The 13,886-nt window shown below is 68.8% G+C and carries 13 protein-coding genes and 1 pseudogene; 9 read left to right on the top strand and 5 right to left on the bottom strand.

Features of this window, described 5'->3' with window-relative positions:
* Positions 1-528: pseudogene (locus ACT6UX_RS21665) on the top strand (hypothetical protein); the annotation flags it as partial.
* Positions 529-546: 18 nt separating this feature from the next.
* Here the strand turns inward: ACT6UX_RS21665 and ACT6UX_RS21660 are convergent.
* Positions 547-978 (bottom strand): nucleoside deaminase, encoded by a 432-nt coding sequence (locus ACT6UX_RS21660; protein ID WP_444777227.1) that lies wholly within the window; start codon positions 976-978, stop codon positions 547-549.
* Positions 979-1,054: 76 nt separating this feature from the next.
* Between ACT6UX_RS21660 and ACT6UX_RS21655 the strand changes: the two genes are divergently transcribed.
* Genes ACT6UX_RS21655 through ACT6UX_RS21635 form a run of 5 tightly spaced genes read left to right on the top strand, consistent with a single transcriptional unit; the run spans position 1,055 to position 5,204 of the window.
* The gene (locus ACT6UX_RS21655) at positions 1,055-1,771 is read left to right on the top strand and encodes a gamma-glutamyl-gamma-aminobutyrate hydrolase family protein (RefSeq protein ID WP_444777223.1); all 717 of its coding nucleotides are present in this window, start codon (positions 1,055-1,057) and stop codon (positions 1,769-1,771) included.
* On the top strand, positions 1,768-2,577 hold the full coding sequence (locus tag ACT6UX_RS21650; RefSeq protein ID WP_444777222.1) for a pseudouridine synthase: 810 nt from the start codon (positions 1,768-1,770) through the stop codon (positions 2,575-2,577). Before ACT6UX_RS21655 ends, ACT6UX_RS21650 begins: the two co-directional genes overlap by 4 nt.
* Entirely contained in the window at positions 2,577-3,155 is a 579-nt protein-coding gene (gene rsmD, locus ACT6UX_RS21645) for a 16S rRNA (guanine(966)-N(2))-methyltransferase RsmD (RefSeq protein ID WP_444777221.1), read from the top strand. Before ACT6UX_RS21650 ends, rsmD begins: the two co-directional genes overlap by 1 nt.
* A complete protein-coding gene (locus tag ACT6UX_RS21640; RefSeq protein WP_444777220.1) occupies positions 3,152-3,763 on the top strand; it encodes a histidine phosphatase family protein in 612 nt (203 codons plus the stop codon). The genes rsmD and ACT6UX_RS21640 overlap by 4 nt, the downstream gene beginning before the upstream one ends.
* Positions 3,764-3,794: 31 nt before the next feature.
* Positions 3,795-5,204: an MATE family efflux transporter gene (locus ACT6UX_RS21635; protein WP_444777219.1), complete on the top strand. Its 1,410-nt coding sequence runs from the start codon at positions 3,795-3,797 to the stop codon at positions 5,202-5,204.
* Here ACT6UX_RS21635 and ACT6UX_RS21630 read toward each other — a convergent pair.
* A complete protein-coding gene (locus tag ACT6UX_RS21630; RefSeq protein WP_444777218.1) occupies positions 5,201-6,151 on the bottom strand; it encodes a LysR family transcriptional regulator in 951 nt (316 codons plus the stop codon). The genes ACT6UX_RS21635 and ACT6UX_RS21630 overlap by 4 nt on opposite strands.
* A 129-nt stretch (positions 6,152-6,280) precedes the next feature.
* Here ACT6UX_RS21630 and ACT6UX_RS21625 point away from each other — a divergent pair, with 129 nt between their 5' ends.
* From ACT6UX_RS21625 to ACT6UX_RS21615, 3 genes are all read left to right on the top strand, one after another.
* On the top strand, positions 6,281-7,246 hold the full coding sequence (locus ACT6UX_RS21625) for a Bug family tripartite tricarboxylate transporter substrate binding protein (protein WP_444777217.1): 966 nt from the start codon (positions 6,281-6,283) through the stop codon (positions 7,244-7,246).
* A 76-nt stretch (positions 7,247-7,322) separates the two neighbouring features.
* Complete coding sequence (locus tag ACT6UX_RS21620; protein WP_444777226.1) at positions 7,323-8,960, top strand: thiamine pyrophosphate-binding protein; 1,638 nt, start codon at positions 7,323-7,325, stop codon at positions 8,958-8,960.
* Between the two features lie 9 nt (positions 8,961-8,969).
* Entirely contained in the window at positions 8,970-11,102 is a 2,133-nt protein-coding gene (locus ACT6UX_RS21615) for an acetate--CoA ligase family protein (RefSeq protein WP_444777216.1), read from the top strand.
* A gap of 10 nt (positions 11,103-11,112) precedes the next feature.
* Here the strand turns inward: ACT6UX_RS21615 and ACT6UX_RS21610 are convergent, their stop codons facing one another.
* From ACT6UX_RS21610 to mutL, 3 genes are read right to left on the bottom strand one after another with little or no spacing between them, the layout of a single operon-like run.
* A complete protein-coding gene (locus ACT6UX_RS21610) occupies positions 11,113-11,568 on the bottom strand; it encodes a GNAT family N-acetyltransferase (protein ID WP_444777215.1) in 456 nt (151 codons plus the stop codon).
* A gap of 10 nt (positions 11,569-11,578) precedes the next feature.
* On the bottom strand, positions 11,579-12,052 hold the full coding sequence (locus ACT6UX_RS21605) for a hypothetical protein (protein ID WP_444777214.1): 474 nt from the start codon (positions 12,050-12,052) through the stop codon (positions 11,579-11,581).
* Positions 12,049-13,878, bottom strand: a complete 1,830-nt coding sequence (gene mutL, locus ACT6UX_RS21600; protein ID WP_444777213.1) for a DNA mismatch repair endonuclease MutL — start codon at positions 13,876-13,878, stop codon at positions 12,049-12,051. The genes ACT6UX_RS21605 and mutL overlap by 4 nt, the downstream gene beginning before the upstream one ends.
* Between the last annotated feature and the right edge of the window lie 8 nt (positions 13,879-13,886).

Below are 13,886 nucleotides of genomic sequence, written 5' to 3'. Positions count from 1 at the left end.
CCCGAGGGCAATGCCAATCCGACCGCCGCGCCGGTGGCCGCACCGGCAACGCCGCCCGCCCCGCCGCGTCCGTCACCGGTCGCGCTGGCCGACCGCAGCGCGAAGATGAAGGCGGCTGGCGTCGCCGCTGCGCCGATTACGGCGCTGTCCCGCCCCTTGGAGGATCCGCTGCCTGCCGAACTCGCAAACGGCCGCTTCGACCTCGTGACCCTGATGTTCAACTATCACGACCTCGGCTTCCTGGGCGTCGACCGCGCGAAGATGAACGCGGCGGCCTTCAAGGCGCTGAAGCCCGGCGGCTTCTACGTCATCGCCGACCATGCGGGCCGGCCGGGCACCGGCATCTCTGAGTCCGGCACCCTGCACCGCATCGAGGAAGCCTTCCTGCGCAAGGAGGTCGAAGCCGCCGGCTTCAGGCTGGTCGCCGAGGGCACGTTCCTGCGCAATCCCAACGACCCGCGCGACAAGAACACGCCCGACCCGCCGCAGCCCAAGGACGAATTCGTCCTGAAGTTCGTGAAGCCTTGAGCTCAATCGGAATCTTCCCTATCGCCGCGCCTTGAAGAAATCGCGCAGGAGCACCCCTGCCTCGCGTTCGCCGACGCCGGGATAGAGGTCGGGGCGGTGGTGGCAGGTCGGCTGGTCGAAGATGCGCGGGCCCTGTTCGATGCCGCCGCCCTTGGGATCGGCGGCGCCCCAGTAGAGCCGGCGCAGGCGCGCGAAGGAGATCGCCTGGGCGCACATCGGGCACGGTTCCAAAGTGACGTAGAGGTCGCAGCCGACCAGGCGCGGCGAGCCGAGCGCGGCCGCGGCGGCACGGATCGCCAGCAGCTCGGCATGGGCGGTCGGGTCCTTCAGCTCCTCGGTGCGGTTGCCGGCCTCTGCCAGAACCGCGCCGTCGGGTCCCACGATCACGCAGCCGATCGGCACCTCGCCGCGCGCACCGGCTGCGCGGGCGGCGGCGAGGGCCCTGTCCATGGGCGTCGACTTGTGTGAATCCGGCATCGCGGCCGCACTATAGCGCGCGGCGGCGCGCGCGCGTATCTTGGCGCACATGCCCCGTCCCCTGATCGGAGTCACCCTGGATGCTGAAAAGCCAGGCGGATACTCCAAGTTTCCCTGGTATGCGCTGCGCCAGAACTACCTCGACGCGATCGACGCGGCGGGTGGTCTGGCAATCGCGCTGCCGCACGAGCCCGACCGGGTCGCCGACTATCTGGAGCGCATCGACGCGCTGGTGGTGACCGGCGGCGCCTTCGACGTCGATCCCTCCTACTATGGCGGTGGGGCGAAGCATTCGACGGTGGTCACCAAGGACCGCCGCACCGCCTTCGAATTCGGCGTGACCAAGGGCGCGCTGGCGCAGAACAAGCCCGTGCTGGGCATCTGCGGCGGCCAGCAGCTGCTGCACGTCGTGCTGGGCGGCAAGCTGATCCAGCACATTCCCGACGCCATCGCCGATGCGCTGGCGCACGAGCAGCCCAACCCGCGCGACGAGCCCGGCCACGTCGTGAAGGTCGCCAGGGGCACGCAGCTGCACGGCATCGTCGGCGCCGAGGAGCTGCAGGTGAACAGCGCCCATCACCAGGCTGCCGCCGACCAGCCGGACGGCATCGTCGTCAACGCCACCGCGCCCGACGGCGTGATCGAGGGCATCGAGGCGCCGGCCTACCGATTCTGCATCGGCGTGCAGTGGCATCCCGAATTCCATATCTCCGAAGGCGACGCGAAATTGTTCCGCGCCTTCCTGGGAGCGGCGGCCGCAAAGTGACCGAACAACCCGTCAAGGAAGGCGAGCGTATCGCCAAGCGCCTGGCGCGCGCCGGCCTGTGCTCGCGCCGCGATGCCGAACGCTGGATCGCGGAAGGCCGCGTGAAGGTCGACGGCAAGGTGCTGGAAACACCGGCCTGCGTCGTCACCGACAAGAGCGTCGTCGAGGTCGACGGCAAGCCCCTGCCCGCCGCCGACCGGGCGCGCATGTGGCGTTACCACAAGCCGCCGAGCGAGATGGTGACGGCCCGCGATCCCGAGGGACGCCGCACCATCTTCGACTCGCTGCCCAAGGGCATGCCGAGGGTCGTCACGATCGGCCGCCTCGATTACTTCTCGGAAGGGCTGTTGCTGCTGACCAACGATGGCGGCCTGGCGCGCCAGCTCGAACTGCCGGCCAATGGCTGGACGCGCCGCTATCGCGCCCGCGTGCACGGCGCCGTCGACGAGGCGAAGCTCGCGGACCTCGCCAACGGCATCACCATCGAGGGCGTGCGCTACGGCTCGATCCAGGCGAGCCTCGACCGCCAGCAGCGCTCCAATGCCTGGATCGACATCGCGTTGACCGAGGGCAAGAACCGCGAGGTGCGCCGCGTGCTGGCCCATCTCGATCTGCCGGTGGTGCGCCTGATCCGCGTCGCCTTCGGGCCGTTCCATCTCGGCGAAGTCGAACGCGGTCATGTCGAGGAGATTCCACCGCAGGCGCTCGAAAACCTGCTGGGCGTGAAGCGCCCACCGCGCAAGGAAGGCTGGGCCAAGCCCAAGCCGAAACCCGCGCCACCCCACGCCAAGCGCCGGCGGCACTGATGATCCGCATCATCGGCGGCAAGCATCGCGGCCGCATGCTCGCGACCCCGGAGGGCGAAGCCACGCGCCCGACCTCCAACCGTGCGCGCGAGGCGCTGTTCAACATCCTGATGCATGCGAACTGGCGCGAGGACGAGGACGGCGGTACCTCGCCGCTGATCGAGGCGCGCGTACTCGATGCCTATGCCGGCTCCGGCGCGCTGGGGCTGGAGGCGCTGTCGCGCGGCGCGGCTCACGTCACCTTCCTCGACAACGACGCCGCCGCGATTAAGGCGATCGGCGAGAACCTGCGCAAGCTCGGCGAGACCGGCGCGGCCAAGGTCGTGCGCGCCGATGCGATGCGGCCGCCACCCGCACGCGAAGCCTGCGACCTCGTGCTGCTCGATCCGCCCTATCGGTCGGGCCAGGCGCCCGCCGCGATGACCGCGCTGGCGAACGCCGGGTGGATGACGCCGGGCTGCATCGTCACGGTCGAATGCGCGCACAACGAGGATTTGCCGCCGCCGCCGGGCTTCGTGGCGATCGACGAACGGCGCTACGGCGCGGCGAAGATCGTGGTCCTCAAGCGAACGGCATGAAGCTCGGCGCGCCTCTCTACATGCTGCGGCACGGCGAGACCGCCTGGAACACCGAGCGGCGCATGCAGGGCAGCAAGAACTCCGACCTGACCGCGCGCGGGCGGGTCCAGGCGCTGGCGATGGGGCGCACGCTCAAGCGCGAACTCGAGCGCGACCCCGGCCCGACGATCTTCCTGCGCAGTCCGCTGGGACGCACCCGCGAGACCTCCGACATCATCGGTCAGGAGCTGGGGCTTTCCGCCGCCGACTGGCGCGAGGACATCAGGCTGGCGGAACTCTCCTACGGCACGTGGGAAGGTTTCTCGTGGGCCGAGATCGAGATCGATCATCCGACCGCTCTCGCCGACTGGCGCGCCGATCCGCACGGCTACTGCCCGCCCGGTGGCGAGACGCATATCGAGCTGCGCCGGCGCTGCGAGGCCATGCTGGCGGAGATCGCCGGCACCAACACGCGCACCGTGGTGGTCAGTCACGGCGTCAGCGGTGCGGTGGTGCGCGGTCTCAACCTCGGACTCGATGCACGCGCCATGTTCGTTCTGGAGAAGCCGCAGGACGCGTTCTTCCGTCTGCTCGCCGGAAACGAGGAACGCATCGCCTGCGACCTGTGATCGTAACGGTGTGCCGGCTATAAGCGCCGGCATGAACGAGGACGCGCAGAGCAGGACGACGGAGCCAGCCATTCGGACGACATGGGCCGGGGAAGCGCGTGCGACCTTGCTGCTCGCCTGGCCGCTCATCCTCACCAATCTCGCGCAGACGCTTATGACGGCGACCGACGTGGTGATGATGGGCTGGCTCGGTCCCGACGCTCTGGCCGCCGGTGCGCTGGGCGCCAACCTCTATTTCGCGACGATGATCTTCGGGCTGGGCCTCACCACGGCGACCGCGCCGATGATCGCGCGCGAACTGGGGCGCAAGGGCCACTCGGTGCGCGACGTGCGCCGCACGGTGCGCCAGGGCATGTGGATGGCGGCCGGCGCCACCGTGCCGATCTGGATCGTGCTGTGGCAGAGCGAGGCGATCCTGCTGGCGATGGGCCAGGAGCCGGCGCTCGCCAAGTCGGCCGCGGAGTATGTGCGGGCGCTGCAATGGTCGCTGCTGCCATTCTTCTTTTTCCTCGTGCTACGCTCCTTCGTCTCGGCGCTGGAGCGGCCGCTGTGGGCGCTCGCCGCGGGCATCGTCGGCGTGATCGCGAACGCCGCGCTGGCGTGGGTGCTGATCTTCGGCCATCTCGGCTTTCCCAGGCTCGGGCTGGTGGGCGCCGGCTACGCCACGACCTTCGCCGACACGCTGATGTTCGCAATAATGGCAGCCGTCGTGCTCACCGACCGCAAGTTCCGCCGCTATCACCTGTTCGGCCGCTTCTGGCGCGCCGACTGGCCGCGCTTCCGGGAACTGTGGCATCTCGGCCTGCCGATCGGCGCGACCCTGGTCTTCGAAGTGGCGGTGTTCAACGGCGCCACCTTCCTGATGGGACTGATCGGCGCTGCGGCACTGGCGGCACATTCGATCGCCATGCAACTCGCCTCGCTCTCCTTCATGGTCCCGCTCGGGCTGGCCCAGGCCGCGACCGTGCGGGTCGGACGCGCCTTCGGCGCGCATGACAAGGAGGCCGTCGGTCGTGCCGGATGGACGGCCTACGCGATGGGCGTCGGCTTCATGGCGCTGACGGCGCTGGCGATGGTCCTCCTTCCGCGCACCCTGGTCGGCCTGTTCCTCGATCTCGACACGCCGGCAAATCTGCCCGTGATCGACCTGGCAGTGAGCTTCCTGATGGTCGCCGCGCTGTTCCAGGTGGCCGATGGCGGTCAGGCGGTGGCGGCCGGCATGCTGCGCGGCCTGCACGATACCCGCGTACCCATGGTCTATGCCGGCATCGGCTACTGGGGCATCGGCCTGTTGCTGGGCGTCGCGCTCGCCTTCCAGGGCGGGATGGCCGGCTTCGGCCTGTGGATCGGACTGGCGACGGGCCTCACCGTCGTCGCGATCCTGCTGCTCATGCGCTGGCTGCGACGCGAACGGCTGGGGCTGATGGCGCCGGGCCGCTAGCCCTTGCGGGCCCGCGACCGCGCCTTCTCCGCAGCCGCGAACCTGGCGAAATGGGCCCTGATGACCTCCTGGAAGCCCAGTGCCGCTTCCGACATGGGTCGCCCCTTCAGGCGCATCAGCGCCAGCGTGCCGTGGAACTCCCTGGGATCTATCGGCAGCGAGCGCAGCAAGGGATCGTTGGGCAGCGACGTGTTCACGAGAATGGTCACGCCCATCTTCCGTCGGACGAACTGGGCGATCGCGCTGTAGGTGTTGAGGGTGATCGTGTAGTCGAGCCGGAAGCCCGCCTTTGCCGCCGCTCCGTCCATGATCCGTCGCATGTTCGACGCCGGCGGCATCGAGACCAGCGCCTCGCCGCGAAGGTCCGAGAGGTGCAGCCGGTCGCGCGCGGCGAAGCGATGATCCTTGTGGAAGACCGCGTGATAGGTGGTCTTGCACAATTCCTCGATCACCAGGTCGTCGTGCGGCTCGGTGGGCGCACCGATGCCGAAGTCGACATGTCCCGAGCGCACCAGGCCGATCGAGCTGCTCTGGATACCCTCATGAACGTTCACCACCACGTTGGGTCGCGAGCGCTTGTACTTGATGATCAGCGCCGCAAGCATGTTGGTCGCGAAGGCCATCGGACAGGACAGGACGAGATGGCCACGCGCCTGCTGCTTCAGTTCGCGCAACACGCCCGAGCTCAGCTCCAGGTCGTGGAGGATGCGTTCGGCCAGCGGCACGAACTCCACTCCTGCGCTCGTCAGCGTGACGTGCCGGGTCGTGCGTTCGAACAGCGGCGTTCCCAACTCCTCCTCCGCCGACCGGATCATGCGCGAGAGGCCGGGCTGCGACAGCTCCAGCTCAGCGGCGGCGGCGATGAAGCTCGAATAGCGCGCGACCGCCGCCACGGCCCGGAGCTGCCGGACCGAGAGATTGGGAATCTGGGAGGGCGGGCGCTTCATCTGCTTCACGAAGTTGTAAAATTTATATGCGAAAATCGCATCAATTGCTCTTATCAGAACCTTATTGATATGAGAAAGGCCCACTCCTAGCGTTGCTTCCGAATTCGGGACGGTTCGGAGGCACGGCGAATGGGCAAGGTACTCGGCGCCATCGGCACCCTTCTCATGGTGCTCCTGACGGGACTCGGCGCCGCGGCGCAGCCTTATCCCGACAAACCGGTCAAGCTCGTGATCCCGTTCGCGCCCGGCGGCAGCGTCGACATCGTCGGCCGCATCCTGGCCCAGGCGCTGGGCGAAGAGCTGAAGCAATCGATCGTCGTCGAGAACCGCGCGGGGGCCGGCGGCAATATCGGCTTCGAGGCCGTCGCCCACGCCAAGCCCGACGGCTACACGCTGCTGATGGCCAGTTCGAACCTGGCGGTGAATGTCAGCCTGTACCGCACCATCGGCTACGATCCGCTGAAGGACTTCGCGCCGGTCTCACTGGTCGCGATCCAGCCCAACGTGCTGATGGTCCACCCGTCGCTGCCGGTGAAGACGGTTTCCGAGCTGATCACTTATGCCAAGGCGAACCCGGGCAAGCTCAACTTCGGCTCCTCCGGCATCGGCGCCTCCCAGCATCTCGCCGGCGAGCTGTTCAAGAGCCGCACCGGCGTCGACATGGTCCATGTTCCCTACAAGGGCGGCGGGCCCGCGATGGCCGATCTGGTCGGCGGCCGCATCCAGCTGATGTTCGAGACCATCCCGAGCTCGATGTCCTATGTCAGGTCCGGCCAGCTTCGCGCCATCGCGGTGACGACCGAGGAGCGTTCGGCGCAGCTGCCCGACGTGCCGACCGTTCAGGAAACCGTGACGGGCGTCGTCTCGCGCGGCTGGCTGGGCGTTGCCGCCCCGGCCGGCACGCCGCAGCCGATCGTCGACAGGCTGAACGGCGCGATCCACAAGGTGATCGCCCTTCCGGACGTGACGAAGAGGCTGACCGACCTCGGTCTCCAGGTGAAGGTTTCCACGCCTGCGGCGTTCTCGAGCTTCATCGCCAGCGAGGTGAAGGATTTTCACACGCTGATCACCGACGCGAAAATTCCCGTGGAATAGGGCGTGCCGGACGTTTGCCCGGACGTTTGTATCGCCAAAAGACAGCAAGAAAAGCAGAGGTAACGCCGTGACTGTGATGGGCTATGAACTGCTGGCGCGCGCGCTCCAGCAGCAGGGTGTCGACACGTTCTTCTTCATCATGGGCGCGCCCATGTCGTCGGCCGAGAAGGCCGCGATCGATCTCGGCATCCGCGGGATCGACGTGCGCCACGAGCAGGCTGCGGCCATGATGGCCCATGCCTATGCCCGCCTGCGCAACCGTCCCGGCGTGTGCATGGCCTGCTCGGGCCCCGGCACGCTGAACTTCGGCACCGGCCTCGCCAACGCGCTGATGGATTGCGTACCCGTGGTGGCGCTGGGCGGCGCGAGCCCGATCGGCGAGTTCGGCCGCGGCGCCTTCCAGGAATTCGACCAGCTCGCCGCGATGAAGCCGCTGACCAAATGGGCCGACCGCATCCTCGAGGCGCGGCGCATTCCGGAGATGGTGAACCTCGCCTTCCGTCAGGCCCTCGCGGGCAAGCCGGGCCCGGTCTATCTCGATTGCCCCAGCGACGTGCTCTATGCCGAGATCGACGAGGCCACGGTGGTGTGGCCGACCGAGCCTGCGGAGGCCTTGCGTGCCCGGCCGGCCGGCGATCCCGCTGCGATCGAGAAGACGCTGGACCTGCTGTCCAAGGCCGAACGGCCCGTCGCCATCTCCGGCAGCGGCGTGCTGTGGTCCGGCGCGGCCGAGGCGCTGGCGCGCTGGGTCGAGCAGGCCGGCATGCCGCTCTACACCACGCCGCAGGGACGTGGCGTCGTGCCGGAGGACGGACCGCATACCTTCCCCAACGCGCGCTCCACCGCACTGCGCGAGGCCGACGTGGTGCTCGTGGTCGGCACACGCCTGAACTACGTGTTCGGTCACGGCCAGGCCCCGCGCTTCGCCAAGGATGCCCGGCTGATCCGCATCGACATCGATGCAGCCGAAATCGCCTCGACGCCGCAGGTCGAGATCGGGATCGTGGGCGACGCGCGCACGGTGCTGGAGCAGATGAGTGCGGCGGCCGGCGAGCGCGTGGCGGCCAAGCGCTACGGTGCCTGGCGGGAGCGTCTCGCTGCCATCGAGACCGACAAGGCCGCCAAGTTCGAGGCCCAGATCTCGACCGACCAGACCCCGATCCATCCGTTGCGCCTGTGCAAGGAGATCCGCGATTTCCTGCCGCGCGATGCGATCCTGTCCGTCGACGGCCAGGAGATCCTGAACTTCGGACGGCAGACGATTCCCACCCACGTGTTCGGGCATCGCCTCAACTCCGGCACCTTCGGCACGATGGGTGTCGGCCTGCCGTTCGGAATCGGCGCCAAGGCCGCGAAGCCCGACGCCTTCGTGATGGTGCTGCATGGCGACGGATCGTTCGGCCTGAACGGCATGGAACTCGACACGGCGGTTCGTCACAAGCTGCCGGTGCTGGTGGTCATCAGCCTCAATGGCGGCTGGACGGCCGATCCCAAGCGCATGAAGCCCGGCCGAGACCTCGGCTACACGCACTTCCACGAGCTGGCGGAATCGCTGGGCTGCGTCGGCGAATATGTCGAGAAGCCCGAGGACATCCGCCCCGCTCTCGAGCGGGCGGCCGCCGCGGTCAAGGCCGGCCGGACGGCGCTGGTCAACGTGCGCACCGATGCCGATGCCCAGGCGCAGACCGTGCGCTTCACCAAGACCATGACCTGAGCAGAGACCATGACTTCCTCGATGGACTTCCTGAAGCCGCGCTCGGTCGCGGTGATCGGTGCCTCGCGCGATCCCGTGAAGCGTGGACACCGGGCGATCAAGACCCTGCTGGGCGACGGCTACAAGGGCCGCATCCTGCCGATCAATCCCAAGGAAAGCGAAATCCTGGGCCTCGCCTGCTATCCCGACCTCGCTTCGGCGCCGGGCGAGATCGACCTCGCCCTGGTCTGCACGCCGGCCGCCGCTTTGCCCGATGTGATCCGGCTGTGCGGCCAGCGCGGCGTGCGCGCGGCGCTCGTGCTGGCCGGTGGCTTCAGCGAGGCAGGCCCTGACGGCGCGGCACTCGAAGCCCGCAGCATGGAGGCCGCCCGCGAGAGCTCCGTGCGCGTGATCGGTCCGAACACCGCCGGCATCTTCGATGCCTATACCGGTTGCAACCTGGTCGGCTGGCCCGGCGTCTATGCCGGCAAGCTGGGCGCGCTCTGCCAGTCGGGCAACGTCGCCATCGCCTTGCTGGCGCAGAGCCACAAGAACGGCCAGGCCGGCTTCACCACCTTCGTCGGCGTCGGCAACGAAGGCGACATCCGCTTCCACGAATATCTCCGCTTCTACGGCGACGATCCCAACACCGGCGCGGTCATCGTCTATGTCGAAGGCTTCAAGGACGGCCCGGCCTTCCTCGAGGCGTTGCGCGAGGTCGCCGTGCGCAAGCCGGTCGTTCTCTACAAGGCCGGCCGCACCGACAAGGGCGAGGGCGCGGCGCGCTCGCATTCCGGATCACTGGCCGGCAACTACGCCGTCGCACGCGCGGCACTGCGCCAGGCCGGCGCCATCCTGGTCGAGCGCTCCGACGAGATGTTCGCGGTGGCGGACATGGTCTCGCGCACCGCCGGCCGCCCCACCCGCCGCGTCGCCATCCTGTCGGAAGGCGGTGGCCCGATCTCCCAGGCCGTCGATGCGCTGGCCGAGCGCGGTCTCGACCTGCCGGTCCTGTCCGCCGACACCGAAGCGCGCCTCAAGAAGATCACGCCCAACGCCACCCAGCTGAACAATCCGGTCGATGCCGGTGGCGGAACCGATCCGCATCCGCGCTACATGCCGGCCTGCGGCGAGGCGATCCTGGCCGATCCTGCCGTCGATGCGCTGCTGATCGTGGGCTATTTCGGCGGCTATCAGGTCCGCTACGGCACACCGCTTGCCGAGGCGGAGAACGAGGCCGCCCTCAAGCTCTCGGCCTTCGCCAGGCAGGCCGGCAAGCCGGTGATCGTGCAGTGCCACTATGCCGAGTTCCAGACCGAGGCAATCGACATCCTGCGCGCCGCCGACATTACGGTCGTGCGCTCGATCGAGATCGCGGCGGCCTGTCTCGCCGGCGCCGAGGAATTCCATCGGATCGCCACCGCGGCCCGCGAGACGAAGCAGGTCACGGCGACGCCGCGCGCAAGCGAAGCATCGGCCCGGCTGATCGCCGCCGCCCGCGCCGACGATCGACAGAGCCTGCTCGAACCGGAAGCGCTCGAACTGCTGGCGTCCGAGGGAATCGCGGTACCGCCCTTCGCCGTTCTGCGCGCACCGGACGACGCCAAGACGCTGCCGGCGGCACTCTCGGACAAGCCGGTGGCGCTGAAGATCGTGTCGAAGGACATCCTGCACAAATCCGACGTGGGCGGCGTGAAGCTCGGCATCGCGGGCGCGGCGGAGATCGAGGCCCAGAGCGCGGCGCTGCGCGCCCATATCGGCAAGACCGTGCCGTCCGCTGACATTGCCGGCGTGCTGGTTGCGCCGATGGCCGCCAAGGGCGTCGAGGTGATCATTGGCGTGACCAATGACCCGCAATTCGGTCGCGTGCTGATGTTCGGCCTGGGCGGTGTCTTCGTCGAGGTGCTGAAGGACGTGGTCTTCCGCACCCTGCCGATCGACCGGCGCGAGGCCGGCCTGATGCTGGACGAAATCCGCGGCAAGGCCCTGCTTGACGGCGCCCGTGGCCGTGCGCCTGTCGATCGCGAGAAGCTCGTGTCGCTGCTCCTCGATGTCTCTCGCCTCGCCCTGGCTCACCCTGAGATCAGCGAGATCGACCTCAATCCCGTGATCGTGAACGCCGACGGCTACACCATCGTGGACGCCCGCATGCTGCTCGGCTGAGTCGCGTGCCTTACGGCAGATCGACGTCGTAACGGACATAGTCCGTCAGCTTGGCCATCCGATCGTAGAGGCGGCGGGCGGCCTCGTTTTCGGCTTCGGTGTGCCAGTAGAGCCGCCGCCAGCCGCTTGCACGGCCGCGCTCGATGAGCGCTTCGATGAGGCGGCGTCCCACCCCGGCGCCGCGTGCGGCGGGCTCGACCCACAGATCCTCCAGATAGCAGACCGTCCGGCTGGTGAAGGTGTGAGGGTGCAGCACGTACTGCGCGAACCCGACCAGGTCCCGATCGTGCGCCGCTGCCGAAACCAGCGCATGGACGGGATGGTCAGGCTGCAGGATCCGCCGCCACAGCTCATTGATGTCGGCGTCGGACATGGTCGCGCCGTGATGGGTGTAGTTGGCGGTCCACATCCGGCGCCAGGCCGGGCCGTCGGACGGTTCCACGTCGCGCACGACGAGAGCGGACATTCGCGTCGCGCTAACGCGAGAGCCGCGCCGTACGCCGGCAACCGCTGGTTTCGCTGACGACCAGGCTCTGGCCATCGCCACTGGCGGTAAGCTGCATGCGACGGTGTTCGGGACCCTTCACCGAGGCGAGGCTCAAGAGATTGAACGGCGCCCCCACCTTGGCCACGCCGTGGATCTGCCACAGGCCAGGGCCCGGCGGCGGCGGCGCCGACTTGTTGGGATTGGGCACCGGCCCCCGCGCCGTGGTGTCGTAAGCCGAGCCGTCGACGAAGCCCGATTCGATGGTGAGCAGATAGTCGAGCGGCGCATTGCACGAGCCGCCGTCGCTGGTGCCGCGCCACGTTCCATCGAGCGGCGAGGCCGGCGCGGGTGTCGGCACCGTGCCGGGCGGCGGGGCGGCGGGCGGCGCCGGCGCACGGGTCTGTGCCGACGCACCCGACGCGGCGGCACAGGCGATCAGGAGCAGAACGAGAAACTTCTTCATCGTCTTCCGAACAGCCGCTCGATGTCGGCCAGTTTGAGTTCGACATAGGTCGGACGGCCATGATTGCACTGGCCGGAGTGCGGTGTCGCCTCCATCTGGCGCAGCAGCGCGTTCATTTCCTCGACGGTCAGCCGGCGGCCGGCCCGCACCGAGGTGTGGCAGGCGAGTGTGCCGCAGACTTCCTCGACCTTCTCCTTGAGCGACAGATGATCGCCCATCTCGGAGAGCTCGTCGGCCAGGTCGCGCACCAGTCCCTGGACGTCGAGCTCGCCCAGCACGGCAGGCGTCTCGCGCACCACCACGGCGCCGAGGCCAAACGGCTCCAGCACCAGGCCCATGTCGGCCAGCTCGGCGGCGCGTTGCGTGAGGCGCCGCGCGCCGTCCTCGCCGATCTCCACGACCTCTGGCAAGAGCAGCGCCTGCCGCTTCACGCCCTCGGCCTCGAGCTGGGTCTTCAGCCGCTCATGGACCAGCCGCTCATGCGCGGCATGCTGGTCGACGATCACGACGCCCTGGTCGGTCTGGGCCACGATGTAGGTCTCGTGAAGCTGCGCCCGCGCCACGCCGAGGGGATAGTTGCCGGGCGCTATGTTGGCTGGTTGCTCCTCGACCCGCGCCGACAATCCATCGAGCGGCGCCATGAACTGCATCGCCGCCTCGGCGAGGCCGCGCGGCACCGGCGAATAGCTGCCGCCGTTGGCGTATCCGCCCCCGCTTCCGCCGCCCATCGGCAGCGGCGTCGCGAAGCCCGTATGCGGTCGGAAGGCGCCGAGCGCGGCATCGGACACGGTCGTGCTGGCGCGATGGCCGGCCGCCGAGAGCGCGGTGCGCAGGGCGCCGACGATCATGCCGCGCACGATGCCGGCATCGCGGAAGCGGACCTCTGTCTTGGCCGGATGGACGTTGACGTCGACCATCTCAGGTGGCGCTTCGAGAAACAGCGCCACCATCGGATGACGGTCGCGTGCCAGGAAATCCTGGTAGGCGCCGCGCACCGCGCCACCCAGCAGCTTGTCGCGCACCGGGCGGCCGTTGACGAAGAGATACTGGTGCTGGCCGGTCGGACGGTTGAGCGTCGGGAGGCCCGCGAAGCCGGTGAGCCGGAAGCCTTCGCGATTGGCGTCGATCGCCACGGCATTTTCCGCGAACTCGCGCCCCATGATGGCGGCCAGCCGCTCCAGCCGCGCGGCATCGCCCGACAGCAGCGACGGCTTGGCCGCCGCGAGGTCGATCAGCGCGCGCTCCTCGCTCTCCAGCCGGAAGGCGACCTCGGGATGGGCCATGGCGAGCCGGCGCATCGCATCGGCAACATGACCCGACTCGGTGCGCGGCTCCTTCAGGAACTTGAGACGCGCCGGCGTGGCAAAGAACAGTTCACGCACTTCCACGCGCGTGCCCTGCGGATGCGCGGCGGGCCGCGGCTCGGCCTTGGCGCCGCCGTCGATCTCCAGGCTCCAGGCGGTGTCGGCGCCGGCGGGACGCGAGGTGATGGTGAAGCGGCTGACCGAGGCGATCGAGGGCAGCGCCTCGCCGCGGAAGCCGAGCGTGCGGATGTCGGTCAGATCGTCGTCCGGCAGCTTCGAGGTGCAGTGCCGCTCGACCGCGAGACGCAGCTCGTCGGGCGACATGCCGACACCGTCGTCGACAACGGAGAGGAAGGTGCGGCCGCCCTCCTTCAGGGTGACCGCGATGCGCCGCGCGCCGGCATCGAGCGCGTTCTCGACCAGTTCCTTCACGGCGCTCGCCGGACGCTCGACGACCTCGCCGGCGGCTATGCGGTTGACGAGCGTCGAGGGCAGGCGACGCAGGGTTCGGAGGGCGCTCATGGCGCCGT

Origin of the sequence: Reyranella sp. (genome assembly GCF_052439685.1) — a bacterium.
Taxonomy (GTDB): domain Bacteria; phylum Pseudomonadota; class Alphaproteobacteria; order Reyranellales; family Reyranellaceae; genus Reyranella.
Note: the sequence above shows the minus strand (reverse complement) of the source record. Positions and strands in the feature narration are given on the sequence as shown.